The sequence below is a fragment of the uncultured Pseudoflavonifractor sp. genome (assembly GCF_944387275.1).
Lineage (GTDB): Bacteria > Bacillota > Clostridia > Oscillospirales > Oscillospiraceae > Pseudoflavonifractor > Pseudoflavonifractor intestinihominis.
The window spans coordinates 1-18,031 of sequence record NZ_CALXEG010000001.1 but is presented as its reverse complement, the minus strand read 5'-3'; the positions used below and the strand labels follow the sequence as shown (position 1 = coordinate 18,031).

The 18,031-nt window shown below is 63.9% G+C and carries 17 protein-coding genes; 12 read left to right on the top strand and 5 right to left on the bottom strand.

Annotated elements, in window-relative coordinates; translation table 11 throughout:
- Positions 1-30 precede the first annotated feature (30 nt).
- The 4 genes from Q0K23_RS00085 to thrS form a co-directional block, all read right to left on the bottom strand.
- The gene (locus Q0K23_RS00085; RefSeq protein WP_294516365.1) at positions 31-747 is read right to left on the bottom strand and encodes a DUF5044 domain-containing protein; all 717 of its coding nucleotides are present in this window, start codon (positions 745-747) and stop codon (positions 31-33) included.
- Positions 744-1,541 (bottom strand): permease prefix domain 1-containing protein, encoded by a 798-nt coding sequence (locus Q0K23_RS00080; RefSeq protein ID WP_294516363.1) that lies wholly within the window; start codon positions 1,539-1,541, stop codon positions 744-746. Before Q0K23_RS00080 ends, Q0K23_RS00085 begins: the two co-directional genes overlap by 4 nt.
- 30 nt (positions 1,542-1,571) lie before the next feature.
- Positions 1,572-1,916, bottom strand: a complete 345-nt coding sequence (locus Q0K23_RS00075; protein WP_294516361.1) for a PadR family transcriptional regulator — start codon at positions 1,914-1,916, stop codon at positions 1,572-1,574.
- A gap of 140 nt (positions 1,917-2,056) precedes the next feature.
- Positions 2,057-3,817: a threonine--tRNA ligase gene (gene thrS, locus Q0K23_RS00070; RefSeq protein ID WP_294516359.1), complete on the bottom strand. Its 1,761-nt coding sequence runs from the start codon at positions 3,815-3,817 to the stop codon at positions 2,057-2,059.
- A 522-nt stretch (positions 3,818-4,339) separates the two neighbouring features.
- On the opposite strand from thrS, the gene rpoN reads away from it, so the two are divergent.
- A complete protein-coding gene (gene rpoN, locus Q0K23_RS00065; protein WP_294516357.1) occupies positions 4,340-5,719 on the top strand; it encodes an RNA polymerase factor sigma-54 in 1,380 nt (459 codons plus the stop codon).
- Between the two features lie 14 nt (positions 5,720-5,733).
- On the top strand, positions 5,734-6,384 hold the full coding sequence (locus Q0K23_RS00060; RefSeq protein ID WP_294516354.1) for an HAD family hydrolase: 651 nt from the start codon (positions 5,734-5,736) through the stop codon (positions 6,382-6,384).
- 277 nt (positions 6,385-6,661) lie between these two features.
- Here Q0K23_RS00060 and Q0K23_RS00055 read toward each other — a convergent pair whose 3' ends face one another.
- Complete coding sequence (locus Q0K23_RS00055) at positions 6,662-8,566, bottom strand: flavocytochrome c (RefSeq protein WP_294516352.1); 1,905 nt, start codon at positions 8,564-8,566, stop codon at positions 6,662-6,664.
- Between the two features lie 325 nt (positions 8,567-8,891).
- Between Q0K23_RS00055 and Q0K23_RS00050 the strand changes: the two genes are divergently transcribed.
- The 10 genes from Q0K23_RS00050 (at position 8,892) to Q0K23_RS00005 (ending at position 17,941) form a co-directional block, all read left to right on the top strand.
- Positions 8,892-9,800, top strand: coding sequence for a phosphate ABC transporter substrate-binding protein (locus Q0K23_RS00050; RefSeq protein WP_294516350.1), 909 nt, complete (start codon positions 8,892-8,894; stop codon positions 9,798-9,800).
- A 214-nt stretch (positions 9,801-10,014) separates the two neighbouring features.
- Positions 10,015-10,869, top strand: coding sequence for a phosphate ABC transporter permease subunit PstC (gene pstC / locus Q0K23_RS00045; RefSeq protein ID WP_294516665.1), 855 nt, complete (start codon positions 10,015-10,017; stop codon positions 10,867-10,869).
- 49 nt (positions 10,870-10,918) lie between these two features.
- Positions 10,919-11,773 carry a phosphate ABC transporter permease PstA gene (gene pstA, locus Q0K23_RS00040; protein ID WP_294516346.1) on the top strand — a complete coding sequence of 285 codons (855 nt, stop codon included), beginning with the start codon at positions 10,919-10,921 and terminating at the stop codon, positions 11,771-11,773.
- Between the two features lie 12 nt (positions 11,774-11,785).
- Positions 11,786-12,547 carry a phosphate ABC transporter ATP-binding protein PstB gene (pstB, locus tag Q0K23_RS00035; RefSeq protein WP_294516344.1) on the top strand — a complete coding sequence of 254 codons (762 nt, stop codon included), beginning with the start codon at positions 11,786-11,788 and terminating at the stop codon, positions 12,545-12,547.
- Positions 12,548-13,192 carry a phosphate signaling complex protein PhoU gene (gene phoU, locus Q0K23_RS00030; protein WP_294516342.1) on the top strand — a complete coding sequence of 215 codons (645 nt, stop codon included), beginning with the start codon at positions 12,548-12,550 and terminating at the stop codon, positions 13,190-13,192.
- A gap of 31 nt (positions 13,193-13,223) precedes the next feature.
- Positions 13,224-13,895, top strand: coding sequence for a response regulator transcription factor (locus Q0K23_RS00025; RefSeq protein ID WP_294516339.1), 672 nt, complete (start codon positions 13,224-13,226; stop codon positions 13,893-13,895).
- A gap of 70 nt (positions 13,896-13,965) precedes the next feature.
- Entirely contained in the window at positions 13,966-15,714 is a 1,749-nt protein-coding gene (locus Q0K23_RS00020; RefSeq protein WP_294516337.1) for an ATP-binding protein, read from the top strand.
- 108 nt (positions 15,715-15,822) lie between these two features.
- On the top strand, positions 15,823-16,338 hold the full coding sequence (locus Q0K23_RS00015; RefSeq protein WP_294516334.1) for a dipicolinate synthase subunit A N-terminal domain-containing protein: 516 nt from the start codon (positions 15,823-15,825) through the stop codon (positions 16,336-16,338).
- Positions 16,305-16,436, top strand: a complete 132-nt coding sequence (locus Q0K23_RS00010; RefSeq protein WP_294516331.1) for a hypothetical protein — start codon at positions 16,305-16,307, stop codon at positions 16,434-16,436. The genes Q0K23_RS00015 and Q0K23_RS00010 overlap by 34 nt, the downstream gene beginning before the upstream one ends.
- Positions 16,433-17,941, top strand: coding sequence for a recombinase family protein (locus Q0K23_RS00005; RefSeq protein WP_294516329.1), 1,509 nt, complete (start codon positions 16,433-16,435; stop codon positions 17,939-17,941). The genes Q0K23_RS00010 and Q0K23_RS00005 overlap by 4 nt, the downstream gene beginning before the upstream one ends.
- Positions 17,942-18,031: the final 90 nt, after the last annotated feature.

Sequence of the window (18,031 nt, the reverse complement as noted above, 5' to 3'; positions counted from 1 at the left end):
CTGGGGAGAAGATACCATAAAATGGATAAATTATCCGTCGTAAGAGCACCACTCGCAGAGGAGATCGCCCTGGGCGTCATAGGCACGGGCCAGGGTGGAGGAAGCGCCTTCACCGGGATTCCACACCTGCTGGCACAGCCAGAAGGGGCTGTCCGGCGAGAGCCGGGTGCAGTCGGCGGCGCTGCCGTATTCCAGCAGCCAGTCCCGGGGGGAAAGACCGCCCGATTCGCTGAAGTTGTACCAGCCCTGATAGAGCTCAATACGGGCCACGTCGGGCAATGTACACACGGCAAGCGAGACCCATTCCCAGTACCAGTCGCCGTTGTCAAAGGGATTTTCGCCAATGCTTTCATCCAGCAGGTAGGCGCTGGCGTACTGGAGATGGACCACCACCAGAGGAGCATCCTCAGAAGGCGTGAGAAGATAAACAGGAAATTTGGGCTGAGACCAGAAGAGGCCGGCCCTGGAATGGCTGGTCACCGCCCAGCCGTCCCCCTGGCGGCTGACCAGCCAGTGGCTCCCCTCTCCGTCATCGTACGGAGAGGGAGTGATCTCCTGAAAATGGATGGTACCCTGGGCCACCACCGGGCCGGGGTTGAGACCGTAGGACAGCAGGGCGGCCCGATGAGCCAGACCGGGCGTGGGCATGGGAGAACCGGACGCCCACCAGTAGAACACCAGAGAAAACAGCAGAAACAGAATACTGAGGACCAGACGGACTCTTCGGGAAGGTGTGGGCAGCTTCACGGCTTGGTCACCTCCTGGGCGGTGAACTGGTAGACCAGCTGGTGGTCATCCCCAAACTCAATGGTAAAGGTCTGAGGTGGGGAGACGGGCTGGGAGAAGTACACGGAAATGCTATAAAATTGGCGGAACAGCCCCCGCTCCGAGCGGGCGGAGAGGCGTGGAGGGTCAGAGAGCGGGCCATCATCTCCATTGAGAGAGACAGGAAGATACTCGGCGTCCAGCGGGGAGAGCCAGAAGGCGGGACACAGGGCGGAGACCACCAGCTCCAGACGGTATTCCGGCTCCGCCAGGGGAATGCCGTCCACGTCGGCGTCAATCCGGTAGAGCAGGGCGGCGCCGGTGTCGGAGAAGAAATAGGAGCTGATTTGTCCGCCGCCCAGGGCGGCGCCGGAGGCCAAAATGGTACTGTTCGGATAGAGCCGTTCCACATCGGCCAAAACCAGATCCTGGGGGTCGGAAAAGGGCGCCCAGGTCTTGCCTGCCATGACCCCGTCCTGGGCGGTAAAGAATCCGGCACATAAAATCAGGAGCGCCAGAACACAGAACACCCGGGTGAGGCGGGGATACCAGGGACTGTGGAGCCTGTCCAGGTCGGCACCCAGCTGGTCGGCGTCGCCCATGGCGGCGGCCGCCTCCTGACGGGCCTGCCGGGGGTCCATGCCCCCGTCCTGGAGGGCCTGGGCGTGGTCCTCCATGTGGCCCAGCAGCTCCTCATAAATCTGTTCCCGGGCCGGGCGGAAGCGGATATAGCGGCACACCCGGTCGCAGTATTGACGGATAGGGTCCCAGGCCATGGGATGACCTCCCTTCGGAATCGGATGGAGTCAGGCCATGGCCCCGGCGGTACCGGTGACGATAGCGTTGACCTTCTGGGAAAATACCTGCCACTCCGCCTTCTTCTCGTCCAGCAGCCGCAGGCCCTTCCTGGTGATATGGTAGTACTTCCGTTTCCGGCCGGAGGGGGCCTCCTTCTCGTAGGAGGTGACCGCCTTCTCATTCTCCAGGCCGTGGAGAATGGGGTAGAGGGTGCCCTCCTTGAGGGTGAAGGTGTGATCGCTGCGGGCCTCCAGCTGGGAAATCATCTCGTAGCCGTACATATCGCCGCCGGAGAGCAGGGAGAGAATGAGCAGGGTGGTGCTGCCGGAGAGCAGGCTTTTGTCGGGCTTCATAGGGGAGCCTCCTTTCTTATAATAAAATATACCTCGGTTATCTAGGCATAGTATACCTAGATAACCGAGGTATGTCAAGGGCAGGAAAAACGGGTGCCGCAGAACAGCCTGCGACACCCGTTTTTTATCGGGAAAAAGCGTCAGCGGATGATCTTCTGATCCACTTCCTCACGGAGGATGTCCACGAACTCGTCCAGAGTCATGGCGCCCTGGTCGCCGCCGGCCCGGTTGCGGACGGACACGGTTACGGACTCGGCCTCCTTGTCGCCCAGAACCAGCATATAGGGGATCTTCTTCAGCTGGGCCTCGCGGATCTTCTTGCCGATCTTCTCGTTGCGGTGGTCCACCTCGACGCGGAAGCCGGCCTTCTCCAGCAGGTCCTTGACCTCGTCGGCATACTGGGCGGTGCGGTCGGTGATGGGCAGGACGGACACCTGGACAGGGGCCAGCCAGGCGGGGAAGGCACCGGCAAAGTGCTCGGTGATGACACCGATGAACCGCTCGATGGAGCCCAGCACCACGCGGTGGATCATGACGGGGCGGTGCTTCTCGCCGTCAGCGCCGGTGTACTCCAGCTCAAAGCGTTCGGGCAGCTGGCTGTCCAGCTGGATGGTGCCGCACTGCCAGGTACGGCCCAGAGAGTCGGCCAGATGGAAGTCCAGCTTGGGGCCGTAGAAGGCGCCGTCGCCCTCGTTGATGACGAACTCCTTGCCCATGTCGGTGATGGCGTTCTTCAGAATGTCCTGGTTGCGCTCCCACTCCTCCACGGTGCCGATGTGGTCCTCGGGCATGGTGGACAGCTCAATGGTGTAGGTCAGGCCGAAGGTGGAGTAGACCTCGTCAAACAGGCGGACGGTCTCCTGGATGACGTCCTTCATCTGGTCCCGGGTCATGAAGACGTGGGCGTCGTCCTGGGTGAAGCAGCGGACCCGGAACAGGCCGTGGAGGGCGCCGGACAGCTCATGACGGTGGACCAGGCCCAGCTCGCCCACACGGAGGGGCAGGTCACGGTAAGAGTGGGGCTCGCTGGCGTAGACCAGCATGCCGCCGGGGCAGTTCATGGGCTTGATGGCAAAGTCCTCGCCGTCAATGACGGTGGTGTACATGTTGTTCTTGTAGTGGTCCCAGTGGCCGGAGCGCTCCCACAGCTGGCGGTTGAGCATCATGGGGGTGGAGATCTCCACGTAGCCGTACTTCTTGTGGACCTGACGCCAGTAGTCGATCAGGGCGTTGCGCAGCACCATGCCGTTGGGCAGGAAGAAGGGGAAGCCGGGGCCCTCATCCCGGAGCATGAACAGACCCAGCTCCTTGCCCAGCTTGCGGTGGTCCCGCTTCTTGGCCTCCTCGATGCGCTGCAGGTAGGCGTCCAGCTCCTCCTTCTTGGGGAAGGCGATGCCGTAGATACGCTGGAGGGTCTCACGGTTGGAGTCGCCCCGCCAGTAGGCGGCGTTGCAGGCGGTCAGCTTGATGGCGTTGCCCTTTACACGGCCGGTAGAGTCCAGGTGGGGACCGGCGCACAGGTCGGTAAACTCGCCCTGCTTGTAGAAGGAGATGTGGGCGTCCTCGGGCAGGTCGTTGATGAGCTCCACCTTGTAGGGCTCGCCCTTCTCCTCCATGAACTTGACAGCCTCTTCCCGGGGCAGCTCAAACCGCTCCAGCTTCAGCTTCTCCTTGCAGATCTTCCGCATCTCCGCCTCGATCTTCTCCAGAATCTCGGGGGTGAAGGGGAAGGGGGAGTCCATGTCGTAGTAGAAGCCCTCGTCGATGGAGGGGCCGATGGCCAGCTTCACCTCGGGGTACAGGCGCTTCACCGCCTGGGCCAGGATGTGAGAGCAGGTGTGCCAGTAGGTCTTGCGGTACTCGGGGTTGTCAAAACTATACTGATTGTTTTCTTCTGCCATGATAATTCCTCCTTGTAATTGGGGGTAAGGACAAAAAAGTCCCACCCCTGAACGGTTCCAGGGGTGAGACGAAAGGGGTCCCACGGTTCCACCCTGCTTACGGCATACGCCGTCGCTCGTGACCTCTGTAACGGGAGGACCCGGCCCAGCCTAGCCCGGAAGGGGATCGGTGGGCGGCTCAGGGGTGGTATTGCTCTGCCCGCGTGCCGGAGACGCTTTCAGCCAGCGGCGTCTCCTCTCTGTGGGACGGTACAGGGCGCAGTCCCCATCACAGCCACTTTGGATGCTGACACTATATCACCGGAAAAGATGGTTGTCAAGGCCGCCGGGGCGGAAAAGCAAGAGGGAAAGGGAAGAAAAAGTATGTCCTGTCAAGACAGAGCGCTGTCCGCCGGAGATGGGCGGAGGAGAGAATTGAAATTGAAGGAGAAAAAAACATATGTTATAATGTAAAAAAGAGAATCTGTGGAGACAGCCCTTGGGATAGTTTCCACAAATACCACGGTGAGCGGAGAGAAGCGCATGGAACTGAGCATGAACCTCAAGCAGACCCAGACCCTGTCGCCCCAGATGATGCAGTCCATGGAGATCCTGCAGATGGGCTCTCAGGAGCTGCTGGAGTTTATCGAGGAGACCACCCAGGAGAATCCGGTGCTGGAGGTGGATGAGAAATATGACCGCCGGGACGAGTTCGACCTGATGCGGCGGAAGCTGGAGTGGCTGGAGGCCACCGACGTACAGAACAGCTGGTACCACCGGCAGGACACCGAAGAGGACGCCGACCCCATGGCCAACTACGGCGGCGTGGAGGACGGGGAGGAGGACCTGTACCGGTATGTGCTCTCCCAGCTGCGGATGCTGCCCCTGGAGCCGGACGTGATGGCAGCGGCGGTGTTCGTGGTGGAGAGTCTGAACCAGAACGGCTGGCTGGACGACGACGTGCCCGCCCTGGCGGCGGCCTTCGGGTGCCCGCAGCCGGTCATGGAGCAGGCGCTGGAGGCGGTGCAGGGCCTGGAGCCCGCCGGCGTGGCGGCCCGGAACCTTTCCGAGTGCCTGCGGCTCCAGCTGCTGCGCCGGGGCGGGGACTGTGCCCTGGCCCTGCGCATCGTGGAGGACCACCTGGACGCCCTGGCCCGGAGCCGGTTCGGCCTGATCGCCAGGGAGCTGGGGACCTCCGCCGAGGAGGTGCGGGAGGCCTGTGCCCTCATCAAGACCCTGAACCCCAAGCCGGGCACCGGCTTTGCCGCCCGGGAGCACCTGACCTACATCAATCCGGACATCATCGTGGTCAGCTTCCCAGACCACTTTGAGGTGCTGGCCAACGACTACTTTTTCCCCAGCCTGCATATGAGCAGCTACTACCAGCAGCTGATGAAGGACACCGACGACCAGGAGGTCAAGGACTACCTCACCGGGAAGGTCCGGCAGGCCAAATGGGTGGTGCGGAGTATCGAGCAGCGGCGGAGCACCCTGCTCGCCTGCGCCCAGTGCATCCTGGAGCTCCAGGAGCGGTTCTTCCGCCAGGGTCCGGGCCATCTGACCCCCATGTCCCTGGCCGATGTGGCCCAGCGGCTGGAGGTCCATGAATCCACCGTCAGCCGGGCCATCCGGGACAAATATCTCCAGTGCTCCATGGGGGTGTACCCCCTGAGCTACTTCTTCTCCCGGGGCCTGGGCGGCAGCACGGGCGGGGAGGAGGGGGCCTCCCCCGAGGCGGCCAAGGCCCTGCTCCGCAAGCTTATCGAGGAGGAGGACAAGGCGCGGCCCCTCTCCGACCAGAAGCTGAGCCAGCTGATGGGGGAACAGGGCTGCGCCATCTCCCGGCGCACGGTGGCCAAATACCGGGATGAGCTGGGTATCCCCAGCACCACAGGCCGCCGGCAGTACGAAAAAACAGTGTAAGGATGGTATGGTACATGAAGTTCAAGGCAGTACTCTTTGATTTTGACTACACCCTGGGGGACGCCACCGAGTCCATTGTGGCCGGGTTCCGCCACGCGTTTGAGAAGATGGGGCTCCCTGAGCCCACCGAGGCGGCCATCCGGAGCACCGTGGGCTACCTGCTCAAGGATGGGTACACCATGCTCACCGGCGACAGCGACCCGGAGCGGCAGGAGAAATTCGTCCGGCTGTTCCAGGAGAAGTGCCGGCCCATGCAGCCCAGGACCACCAAACTGCTGCCCGGCGCCCGGGATCTGCTGGAGGCCCTGCACGGGGCGGGGGTGCCCCTGGGTATCATCACCTCCAAGCGCAACGAGGCCCTTCAGGCGGTGCTGGAGGCCCTGAATATCCGGGAGCTGTTTACCCTCACCGTCTCCGGCGACCAGGTCCGCGCCCCCAAGCCTGACCCCACCGGCCTGCTCCGGGCCATGGAGACACTGGACGTGACCGGAGACCAGGTGCTCTACTGCGGTGACACGGTGCTGGACGCTGAGACCGCCCAGCGGGCGGGGACCCACTTTGCCGCCGTGACCACCGGCGTCACCCCCGCAGCGGCCTTTCAGGCCTACCCCTGCGACCACGTGGCCACGGATATGGTGGACATGAAGGCGTGGCTGGGGCTGTAAGCCCCCTGGAAAATTTAAGAGAATCAGGTCTTTTCTTAACCCTTTCTTTAAATGATCGCGGTACCATACAGGCAGAACGAAGCGTGCGAAGGAAAGGAGGACTGGCTATGGAACTCATCGCCCTGATGATTGCCGCCGCCGGGATCCTGCTTGTCGTGAGCGGCAGGCTGGGACAGGAGACCAGATGACGTTCTGCCCCCGCGGCAGCGGGAACAACAGAGGAAGGCCCGGAACCGATCGGTTCCGGGCCTTCCTTTTGTTATATCCGGGGGATAAATTACTTGGCGTAGTCGGCGGCGGACTGGCCGGAGATGCGGCCGAAGACGATGAAGTCGGCCACAGCGTTGCCGCCCAGACGGTTGGCGCCGTGGATACCGCCGGTGACCTCGCCGGCGGCGAAGAGGCCGGGGATCACGTTGTCCTCAGTGTCCAGCACCTGGGCGCTGGTGTTGATCTTGACGCCGCCCATGGTGTGGTGCACACCGGGAGCGATCTTGATGGCGTAGTAGGGAGCGGTGTCCAGGGGGTTGGCAAAGCTGGTGCGGCCGAACTCGGCGTCGGTGCCGGCGGCCACAGCGGCGTTCCACTTCTCCATGGTGGAGGCAAAGGCGTCGGCGGGGACGCCCATGGCCTCGGCCAGGGCCTCGTAGGTGTCGCCCTGGACGGTGTAGCCGGCCTTGATGTACCCGGCGATGACGCTGGAGGCGTCCACCATCTTCTGGTCCACCACCAGCCAGGCGTAGCCGCCGGTCTGGGCCAGCTCGGCGGCGGACACGGCGTCACGGGTGCCCACCTCGTCGCAGAACCGCAGGCCCTCGGCGTTGACCAGGATGGCGCCGTCGCCGCGGAGACCCTCGGTGATGAGGGCGGAGGTCTTCTGCTCGACAGTGGGGTGGATCTGGATCTGGTCCATGTCCACGGTGGCGGCGCCCACGGCCTCGGCCATCTTGATGCCGTCGCCGGTGATGCCGGGGGCGTTGGTGGTGACAAAGCCCTTCAGCTCGGGCTTGAGCTCGGCCACCATGTCCAGGTTGGCGCCGAAGCCGCCGGTGGCCAGCACCACGCTCTTGGCGTTGACGGTGTAGCCGTCGGCCTTGACGCCCACAGCGGCGCCGTTGTCCATCAGGATCTCAGTGGCGGGGGCGTTGTAGATGATCTGCACGCCGTTGTCCTCGCAGGCCTGCTGGAGGATGGGCACCACGTAGGAGCCCACGGAGACCACCTTGCCGTCGGCGTCCACAGGGCGGTGGATACGCTTGACGCTGGCGCCGCCGAAGGAGCCCACGTTGTGCAGGTCGGCGCCGATGGTGGAGAGCCACTCGATGGCGGGGGCGGAGTTCTCAGCCAGGGTCTTGACCAGGTCGTAGTTATTGATGTCCTGGCCGCCCACCATGGTGTCCAGGATGAACAGCTCCACGCTGTCAAAGTAGCCGGTGGGGTTGGCCTTGTAGGCGTCGTACTGGGCCTGAACGGTGGCCACCAGGTCGGCCAGGTCGGGGTAGGTCTCGGCGGCGGTGGCCAGGGTCTTCTCCACGCCGGCGTCCTCGGTGAACTCGTTGGCGTCCTGCCACTCGGTCTTGGCGGCGTTCATGCCGCCGGTGGAGCGGACGGAGTTGCCGCCCACCATGGAGGTCTTCTCCAGGATGACCACGCTCTTGCCGGCCTGGGCGGCGGTGATGGCGGCGGTCATGCCGGCGCCGCCGGCGCCCACGACCACCACGTCAACGTCCAGGGTCTGCTCCTCGCCGGTCTGGTCGGAGCCGCCGGACACGGGGGTCAGGGAGGCGGGGTCCACACCGGCGGCAGTCAGGGCGGCGTTCACAGCGTCAAAGAAGCCCTGGCTGGTGATGGTGGCGCCGGAGATGGAGTCAATCTGGGTGGACTGGGCGTCCACCACGGCCTGGGGCAGAGACTCCAGAGCGGTCTCGCCGATGGCGGGGGTCTCGTCGGACTCCAGCACCTCGATCTTCTCAATGCGGTCGGCGGACAGGGTCACGGCCACCTTGATGGTGCTCTCCATACCCTGGCCCTCGCCCTCATAGGTGCCGGGGGTGAACTTGCCCTCGGTTACGGTCTGAGAGCCGCTGGGCTGTGCGCTGTTGTCAGCGGTGCCGTTGGAGCAGGCGGCCAGGCTGAAGACAAGCGCGATGGCCAGAAACAGTGCGCTCATTTTTTTGATCATGCCACATTCTCTCCTTCTTTAAAAATGTCGGAATATTCCATACCAAAACACTGGATGTTTTGGCGGCATCCCTTTATACCATAGGACGTGAGAAAAAGCAATAACTTTGTCGTTAATCTGTCAATTAATTCGATTTCCTCCTGCCAAAAAGGACAGAAGACCGTAAATATTTAAAATGTAAAGGGGAAAAGTAAAGAAAAGTTTTTCTTTACACAGGCTTTACAAAGGGTTGCGGGACAACTTTACAAAGCCCCGGTATACTAATCCGTGTTCGAGAGAACAACACGAAATGAAGAATGAACAAGACGATTGGAGAATGAACGAAATGAAAAAGATTTCCGCACTCTTCCTTGCCCTGGCCATGTGCGTGGGCCTGATGGCCGGCTGCAGCAGCACCGGCGACACCACTGGCGACCAGCCCAGCACCTCCCCCTCCACCAGCGCTCAGACCGATGTCCAGACCAGCACCCAGCCCAGCGAGAACACCGAGCTGTCCGGGGTTGTGAACCTGAACGGCTCCACCTCCGTGGAGAAGCCCATCCAGGCCATGATGGAGGCTTTTATGGAGATGCACCCCGATGTGACCATCAACTATGACCCCACCGGCTCCGGTACCGGCATCAACTCTGCGCTGGAGGGCACCTGCGATGTGGGCCTGGCCAGCCGTGACCTGAAGGAGGAGGAGACCTCCCAGGGCCTGACCGCCACCGTGTTCGCCCTGGACGGCATCGCCATCATTGTCAACAGCGAGAACCCCGTGGCCGACCTGACCCTGGACCAGATCGCCAAGCTGGCCACCGGCGAGATCTCCAACTGGAGCGAGGTCGTGGACGGCTATGACGCCCCCGTGGTCCTCATCGGCCGTGAGGCCGGTTCCGGCACCCGCGACGGCTTCGAGTCCATCACCGGCACCGAGGACGCCTGCGTCTACACCCAGGAGCTGACCTCCACCGGCGCCGTCATCCAGGCTGTTGCCGGCAACCCCAACGCCTTCGGCTACGCCTCCCTGTCCGCCGTTGAGGGCGCTGACGGTGTGAAGGCCGTCTCCGTCGAGGGCGTGGCTCCCAGCGAGGAGACCGTTCTGGATGGTACCTACAAGGTTCAGCGTAACTTCAACTTTGTGTTCAACAGCAGCAGCGAGCTGTCCGACGCCGCCCAGGCGTTCGTGGACTTCGCCCTCTCCGCTGACGCCGCCGACCTGATTGCCGGTGCCGGCGCGGTGCCCCTGGCCTGATTAAAACCCTGACTTGTTGGCCTGAGGCGCCTCCGCACAGCCTGCGGAGGCGTCTCAGGCTGACTGAATGTCCGCCCGAAAGGAGCTTTTTCCCACTATGGATGAAACGCTGCATATCTCCCCCGCGGAGGAGTCCAAGCCCCGCCAGGAGAAAAAGACACGGGAGGGCAGAGGCCGCGGGCCTCGGCCCGGCCAGCGCAGCCCCCTGCGGGCCATGGAGCTGGTGATGAACGGCGTCTTCTTCTTCTGCGGCATTGTCGCCATCGTCTTTGTCCTGTTTATCAGCGTCTACCTCATCATCTCCGGCCTGCCCGCCATCGCCAAGATCGGCCTGGTGGACTTCCTCTTCGGCCAGACCTGGGCCTCCACCGCCAAGGACCCCCAGTTCGGCATCCTGCCCTTTATCCTCACCTCCATCTACGGCACCGCCGGCGCGGTGGTGCTGGGCGTGCCGGTGGGTCTGATGACCGCCATCTTCATCTCCAAGGTGGCCCCCAGGAAGCTGGCCGCCGTGGTCCGGCCCGCCGTGGACCTGCTGGCCGGTATCCCCTCCGTGGTGTACGGCCTCATCGGTATGATCGTGCTGGTCCCCGCCGTGCGCAAGGCCTTCAACCTGCCTGACGGCGCCAGCCTGTTCGCCGCCATCATCGTGCTGGCCGTCATGATCCTGCCCTCCATCATCAGCGTCTCTGAGACCGCCCTCAACGCGGTGCCCCGGGAGTACGAGGAGGCCTCACTGGCCCTGGGCGCCACCCACATCGAGACCGTGTTCCGGGTCAGCGTGCCCGCGGCCTCCAGCGGCATCGCCGCCTCCGTGGTGCTGGGCATCGGCCGCGCCATCGGCGAGGCCATGGCCATCATGATGGTGGCCGGCAACGTGGCCAACATGCCGGGCCTGTTCAAGTCGGTCCGCTTCCTCACCACCGCCGTGGCCAGCGAGATGTCCTACGCCGCCGTGGGCTCCCTCCAGCGCCAGGCCCTGTTCTCCATCGCGCTGGTGCTCTTTGTGTTCATCATGCTCATCAACGTGGCGCTCAACGGCCTGCTGAAAAAGAACCGGAAGGATTAAAGGCCCGCCGGTTCCACCTATGAATTTTCCCAAAGGGATGGTATACTAAATGGAAATGAAACGACTTTCCGGACGGCGGCGGGCCTACGACAGGGGCCTGCGGTTCCTGCTGTACCTGTGCGCCTTCCTCACCTGCGCGCTGCTGGTGGGCATCATCGGCTACATCTTTGTCCGGGGCCTGCCCAATGTGACCTGGCAGCTCCTCTCCACCAAGCCCAGCACCATCAAGGGCACCATCGGCATCCTCCCCAACATTCTCAACACCCTCTATATCGTCTTTATAACCCTGATCATCGTCCTGCCTCTGGGCGTGGGCGCGGCCGTGTATCTGACCGAGTACGCCAAGAACCGGAAGCTGGTCTCCGCCATCGAGTTCGCCACCGAGACCCTCACCGGCATCCCCTCCATCATCTACGGCCTGGTGGGCATGCTCTTCTTCGTGCAGTTCTGCGGCCTGGGCACCTCCCTGCTGGCCGGCGGCCTGACCCTGGTGGTCATGACCCTGCCCACCATCATCCGCACCACCCAGGAGAGCCTGAAGACCGTGCCCCAGTCCTACCGGGAGGGCGCCCTGGGCCTGGGCGCCGGCAAGTGGCACATGATCCGCACCATCGTCCTGCCCTCCTCTGTGGACGGCATCGTCACCGGCTGCATCCTGGCCATCGGCCGTGTGGTGGGCGAGTCGGCCGCCCTGCTCTTTACCGCCGGCATGGGCCTGACCATCAACGGCTTTATCAAGGCCATGGGCAGCAGCGGCGCCACCCTCACCGTATCCCTCTACATGTACGCCATGGAGCGGGGCGAGATCGATGTGGCCTTCGCCATCGCGGCCATCCTGATGATCCTGACTCTGGTCATCAACCTGGCGGCCAAGCTGGTGGGCAGCAAGCTGAGAAAAAAGTAAGGAGCGAGCCTTATGGATGAAACGACGATCCTCTCCGCCCGGGACCTGAACCTGTGGTACGGAGAAAACCACGCCCTCAAGGGTGTGAATATCGACATTCCCGAGCGCCAGGTAACCGCCCTCATCGGGCCCTCCGGCTGCGGCAAGTCCACCTTCCTCAAGACCTTGGACCGGATGAACGATCTGGTGCCCAACATCAAGATCACCGGCAGCGTCAAGTACCGGGACCAGGAGATCTACGACCCCAGCGTGGACGTGACCTGGCTGCGCAAGCAGATCGGCATGGTGTTCCAGAAGCCCAACCCCTTCCCCATGAGCATCTACGACAACATCGCCTACGGCCCCCGCACCCACGGCATCCGCAGCAAGAGCAAGCTGGACGACATCGTGGAGAAGTCCCTCCGGGGCGCGGCCATCTGGGACGAGGTGAAAGACCGGCTGAAGAAGTCCGCCCTGTCCCTGTCCGGCGGCCAGCAGCAGCGTATCTGCATCGCCCGTGCCCTGGCCGTGGAGCCCGACATCCTGCTGATGGACGAGGCCACCTCCGCCCTGGACCCCATCTCCACCTCCAAGATCGAGGATCTGATCGGGGACCTGAAGAAGGACTACACCATCGTCATCGTCACCCACAACATGCAGCAGGCCACCCGTGTCTCGGACAAGTGCGCCTTCTTCCTCATGGGCGAACTCATCGAGTTCGGGGACACCACCCAGCTCTTCTCCATGCCCAGAGACAAGCGGACCGAGGACTACATCACCGGGAGGTTCGGATAAATGAGAAAGACCTTTGACGCGGAGCTCCAGGAGCTCAACGCGGAGATGATCGACATGGCCGCCGCGGCGGAGGATGTCATCGACGCGGTGACCCAGTCTCTCACCTCCGCCGACCACGACGCGGCCAAGGGGGCCGTGGAGATGACCAAGCACATGGACCAGATGGAGCGGGACATTGAGAACCGCTGCCTGCGGCTGCTCCTCCAGCAGCAGCCCGTGGCCCGGGACCTGCGCACCATCTCCGCCGCCCTGAAGATGGTCACCGACCTGCAGCGCATCGGCGACCAGTGCGCCAACATCGCCGAACTGTCCGGCCTGCTGGGCAATCCGGGCAGGAACCAGGCCATGAAGGACATCCGCACCATGAGCCAGAAGGCGGGCGTCATGGTCAAGCGGGCCATCTTCGCCTACGCCAACCGGGACACCTCCTCCGCCCGTGAGGTGGTGGACCTGGACGACGAGGTGGACAACCTGTTCCAGGCCACCAAGCACGAGCTGGTGGAGCTGATCGTGAACAACCGCAGCGAGGCCGACCAGGCCATTGACCTGATCATCATCGCCAAGTACCTGGAGCGGATCGCGGACCACGCGGTCAACATCGCCCAGTGGGCCATCTACTGCGTGACCGGCGAGCTGGCCGGCTGAGAAACCGGCAAATTTTGTGTGGGGTGATTCCATGTCCCAGGTGATTCTGGTTGTTGAGGACGACGAGAGCATCCGCGAGATGCTCCGCTATTATTTCCAGTCCGTCGGGTACAATGTCCGGGCCTATGAGTCCGGCGAGGCCATGTTCGAGGGGGAGCAGGGGAAGGATTGCCCGGTGCTGTGCATCCTGGACATCATGCTCCCCGGCATGGACGGGCTGGAGATCCTCCGCCGGCTCCGGGCCGACCGGGACCGGGAGGGCGTGCCCGTCATCCTCCTCACCGCCCGCACCGCCGAGATGGACCGGGTCAACGGCCTGGAGGCCGGGGCGGACGACTATGTGGTCAAGCCCTTCGGCATCATGGAGCTCCAGGCCCGGGTGAAGGCGGTTCTCCGCCGCACCCACCGGGGAGAGGAGAACCGCCTCATCCGCTGCGGGGACCTGGAGATCGACCCGGCCGCCCGTGTGGTGCGCCGGGGCGGACAGCAGGTGGACCTGACCTTCAAGGAGTTTGAACTGCTCCGCCTGCTGGCCACCCACCGGGGCGTGGCCCTCACCCGGGACGAGATCCTCCAGTCCGTCTGGGACTACGACTACACCGGCGAGACCCGCACGGTGGACATGCACGTCAAGACCCTCCGGCAGAAGCTGGGGGAGGAGTACATCACAACCGTCCGCGGCGTGGGATACAAGATGAACTGAACGGCGGCCGGGTGGTGCCGGGGGAATGCCCCGGATGCCGCCCGGTTCTCTGAATACAGGGGGAATTCTGATGAAAAAACGACTGATCTGCGCCACGCTCATCACCGTCCTGGTGGCGCTGCTGGTATCCGGCGCCGTTGGCATCTGGGTGCTGCGGGAGCGGGAGATAAGCGCCGCCCGGCAGAGCCTCCAGGAGCTGCTGGTCCTCATGGACGCCCAGAGCGCCATCACCGAGCCGGCAGACCTGACCGAGCAGTTCCGCCAGGCCGCGCCGGAAAAGCGCCTGACCATCATCGACAGCGACGGCACTGTGGTGGCCGACACCGAGGCCGACCCGACCGCCATGGAGAACCACGCCGACCGGGAGGAGTTCAAGCAGGCCACGGCCACCGGCTGGGGCGAGTCCCTCCGATCCTCCGACACGGTGGGCACCACCATGCTCTACGAGGCCAAGCGCTTTGCCGACGGCATGGTGGGCCGGGCCTCCATGCCCGTCTCCTCCATCGACAGCCTGGTGTGGGACAGCGTGGGCGGCTTTGTGGTGGCCGCCCTGGTGGCCCTGGTGCTGGCCCTCATCATGGCCAGCCGCATGGCCCGCCTGGTGCTCAAGCCCCTGACCGTGGTGGGCGACGCCATCCAGGGCGTGCTGGACGGCGAGGCGGAGGACAAGGCCGCCCTGGCCGCCTATGAGGCCGACGACGAGGTCCGGCCCCTGCTGCGATACATCGACAAGCTGATGGAGCGCCTGAGCGCCTACATCGACGAGATTCGGGCCGAGCGGGACAAGGTCAGCCTGATCCTGGAGTGCATGGACGAGGGCCTCATCCTGCTGGATGAGGAGGGCCATGTCCTCACCCTGAACCGGTCCGCCCGCCGCCTGTTCGGCCTGAGCGACGACTCCGACGGCAGCGGCATCCTGCTGCTCACCCGCTCCCGCCGCCTGCGGGAAGCCCTCAAGACCGTCCGCACCGAGAAGACCCCCGTGGTGCTGGACCTGGACGACCCGGCCTTTGACGGCAAGAGCCTGCGCATGTTCCTCTCCCCGGTCACCGGCCGGCAGTACGAGGGGGAGACCGTGGGCGCCTCCATCCTCATCTCCGACGTGACCGAGCTCAAGCGGGCCGAGGGCATCCGCAGCGAGTTCACCGCCAACGTGTCCCACGAACTCAAGACCCCCCTCACCAGCATCAAGGGCTTCACCGACATGCTCTCCTCCGGCATGGTCAAGAGCGAGGAGGACCGGAAGCGCTTCCTCACCATGATCGGCGTGGAGGTGGACCGGCTCATTGAGCTCATCAACGACATCCTGAAGATCTCCGAGCTGGAGTCGGTGGCCATCGACCAGTGCGAGGAGGCCAGCGACGTGCTCTCCGCCGCCAAGGAGACCCAGACCCTTCTGGAGCCCGCCGCCAAGGAGGCGGGGGTGTCCCTGACCGTCACCGGTGAGAGCGCCATGGCGGCCATTCCGGTGAGCCGGCTGAAGGAGCTGCTCCTCAACCTGATGGAAAACGGCGTGAAGTACAATGTGAAGGGCGGCAGCGTCAACGTGACCGTGTCCGCCGACAGCGCCTGGGTCACTGCCGTGGTGGCCGACACCGGTATCGGCATCCCCGCGGACGCCCAGAAGCGGGTCTTTGAGCGCTTCTTCCGGGTGGACAAGGGCCGGGCCCGGAAAAACGGCGGCACCGGCCTGGGGCTGGCCATCGTCAAGCACATCGTCCAGCTCTACGGCGGTACCGTCACCCTGGAGAGTGCTCTGGGCGAGGGCAGCACCTTTACCGTGAAGCTGCCCAGAGCAGCCGAGAAGAACGGAAACTGAATCATCGACCAAGAGCGCCGCTCCGGGAGAACCGGAGCGGCGCTCTTTTGCACCCATTCCGGCGGAGAGAATAGGATAAGGTAGTCGCGGTGAATGGAGGAACGACCCATGAGACAAGAACTGAATTTCTGGGTGATCGGCGGGGATATGCGCCAGGTCCGGCTGGCCGGCCTGCTGGCTGCCGACGGGCACAGCGTCCACACCTTTGCCCTGGAGCAGGGGGAGCGGCCGGAGCAGGTGCGGGAGGCGGCCACTCTGCGGGAGGCCGCCCTGGCCGACTGCGTGATTCTCCCTCTGCCGGTGGAGGGGGAGACGGGAATGCTGAACGCGCCGCTGTCCGCCGGAAGGCACAGCCTGTCCCAGGTGCTGGACGCCCTCCGCTCCGGGCAGGTGATCTGCGGCGGCCGGGTGTCCCGGGAGGCGGCGGTGCTGGCGGAGGAGCGGGGACTGGTGCTCCGGGACTATTTTCTGCGGGAGGAATTGGCCGTAGCCAACGCGGTACCTGCCGCATGGGGTATTTTACAGCGCCGGGGTGCTTTCTTAAGGCGTCCGAGCATATGCTCTCCCGAGAGGGGAAGGAGGGCGAGACCATGGAGGAGCGGACTTCCATTGACCCGGAGCTGAAGCGCCTGGTACGCCGGGGAATCATCCGCCATCTGCACAAGAAGGGCGTCATCACCCGGACAGAGGCGGAGAAATTGCTGGGGGAGGTGAGGCAGTGACAGCGGAAGACGAGCTGCTGGTGGCGGCCTACTGCCGGGTGTCCACCGACCGGACGGACCAGGTCAACTCCCTGCGCAGCCAGCGGGAGTACTTCCATACTTATATTCAAAACCACCCCGGCTGGCGGCTGGCCCAGGTGTACGCCGACGAGGGCCTGTCCGGCACCAGCGTCCGCCGCCGGGCTGCCTTTCAGCAAATGCTGGAGGACGCGGCGGCGAAAAAATTTGGCCTCATTCTCACCAAGGAGGTCTCCCGTTTTGCCAGAAACACGGTGGACACCCTGGCATACACCCGCAGACTGAAGGAGATGGGGGTAGGGGTGGTCTTTCTCAGCGACAACATCGACACCCGGGACAACGACGGGGAACTGCGCCTTACCATCATGGCCAGCATGGCCCAGGAGGAGTCCCGCAAGACCTCCCAGCGGGTGAAGTGGGGCCAGCGCCGCCGGATGGAGGCGGGGGTGGTCTTTGGCAGCGACTCCACCTACGGTTTTGAGACCAGAGGAGGCGCCCTCACTGTCCGCCCGGCGGAGGCCGAGGTGGTCAGGCTCATCTACCATAAATATCTGGCCGAGGGGAAGGGGGCCCACGTCATCGCCCGGGAGCTGGACCGGGCGGGGATCGCGCCGCCCAAAGCGGAGCGCTGGTCGGAGAACACCATCCTCCGCATGCTCCGCAACGAGAAGTACGCGGGAGATCTGCTCCAGAGGAAGTACATCACCCTGGACTACCTGACCCACCGGAAGGTGGAGAACCGGGGCAGGGAGGAACAGATCTATCTCCGAGACCACCATCAGGCCATCGTGGACCGGGAGACCTGGGAGGCCGTCCAGCGGGAGCTGGCCCGGAGGCGCGGAGTCCGGCAGGGGGGAGAGCGGCACTCCGCCCGCTACTGGTCCTCCGGCCGGGTGAAGTGCGGCGGGTGCGGCGGAACTTATGTTCCGCGGACCAGCCGCCGGAAGGACGGCGCCGTGTACAGAAGCTGGGGCTGCCGGAACAGCTGCGGCATGGGGATGGTCAACGACAAGGCGCTCTTTGCCTGCGGGCAATTTGCCCTGGAACAGCTGGGGGCGGACCCGGCGGCAGAGCTGGCGGAGCTGTCCGGACAGATCGAGAGGATCAGGGCCCGGGAGGGGAAAACATCAGCCAGGGAAGAATCCCGGCGCAGAGAGGGGGAGCGGCGGCTGCGCCGGGCATTGGAGGGCTATCTGGACGGCGTGATCACGGCGGCAGAGCTGGCGGCGGTGCGGGCGCAATATCAGACGGAACAGGAGCGGGCAGAGGAGCCGGAGAAATGCAATGCGCCGCCCTTACCCGACATCACCCGGGAGTTGTGGGAGGAGATCCTGTGGGAGACGGAGGCGCAGGTAAGGGTATTCCCCGGCAGTCTGGAGTTTTGGTTTCGGGGGCAGAGAAAAGGACTCCGCGTTTGGTATACCACGGAGGGGAAAGGGGAACACTATAAGACAGTTTTCCAGCGCTGGGAGAGGCGGGAAAAATAAAATGAAGAAATCTGAAGAAAAGTGTTGACAAGTCGGGGATGGGGTGGTAATATAGACAAGCTCTCCGCGAGAGAGCGGCCGAGCGAAAGA

What these genes read in the sequence shown, in the direction of transcription:
- Q0K23_RS00050 (WP_294516350.1), top strand. Translation starts at nt 8,892, where the DNA reads ATGAAAAAGATTTCCGCACTCTTCCTTGCCCTGGCCATGTGCGTGGGC.
- Q0K23_RS00075 (WP_294516361.1), bottom strand. Translation starts at nt 1,916, where the DNA reads ATGAAGCCCGACAAAAGCCTGCTCTCCGGCAGCACCACCCTGCTCATT.
- Q0K23_RS00060 (WP_294516354.1), top strand. Translation starts at nt 5,734, where the DNA reads ATGAAGTTCAAGGCAGTACTCTTTGATTTTGACTACACCCTGGGGGAC.
- thrS (WP_294516359.1), bottom strand. Translation starts at nt 3,817, where the DNA reads ATGGCAGAAGAAAACAATCAGTATAGTTTTGACAACCCCGAGTACCGC.
- phoU (WP_294516342.1), top strand. Translation starts at nt 12,548, where the DNA reads ATGAGAAAGACCTTTGACGCGGAGCTCCAGGAGCTCAACGCGGAGATG.
- pstA (WP_294516346.1), top strand. Translation starts at nt 10,919, where the DNA reads ATGGAAATGAAACGACTTTCCGGACGGCGGCGGGCCTACGACAGGGGC.
- Q0K23_RS00055 (WP_294516352.1), bottom strand. Translation starts at nt 8,566, where the DNA reads ATGATCAAAAAAATGAGCGCACTGTTTCTGGCCATCGCGCTTGTCTTC.
- Q0K23_RS00010 (WP_294516331.1), top strand. Translation starts at nt 16,305, where the DNA reads ATGGAGGAGCGGACTTCCATTGACCCGGAGCTGAAGCGCCTGGTACGC.
- rpoN (WP_294516357.1), top strand. Translation starts at nt 4,340, where the DNA reads ATGGAACTGAGCATGAACCTCAAGCAGACCCAGACCCTGTCGCCCCAG.
- Q0K23_RS00015 (WP_294516334.1), top strand. Translation starts at nt 15,823, where the DNA reads ATGAGACAAGAACTGAATTTCTGGGTGATCGGCGGGGATATGCGCCAG.
- pstB (WP_294516344.1), top strand. Translation starts at nt 11,786, where the DNA reads ATGGATGAAACGACGATCCTCTCCGCCCGGGACCTGAACCTGTGGTAC.
- Q0K23_RS00020 (WP_294516337.1), top strand. Translation starts at nt 13,966, where the DNA reads ATGAAAAAACGACTGATCTGCGCCACGCTCATCACCGTCCTGGTGGCG.
- Q0K23_RS00025 (WP_294516339.1), top strand. Translation starts at nt 13,224, where the DNA reads ATGTCCCAGGTGATTCTGGTTGTTGAGGACGACGAGAGCATCCGCGAG.
- Q0K23_RS00080 (WP_294516363.1), bottom strand. Translation starts at nt 1,541, where the DNA reads ATGGCCTGGGACCCTATCCGTCAATACTGCGACCGGGTGTGCCGCTAT.
- pstC (WP_294516665.1), top strand. Translation starts at nt 10,015, where the DNA reads ATGGAGCTGGTGATGAACGGCGTCTTCTTCTTCTGCGGCATTGTCGCC.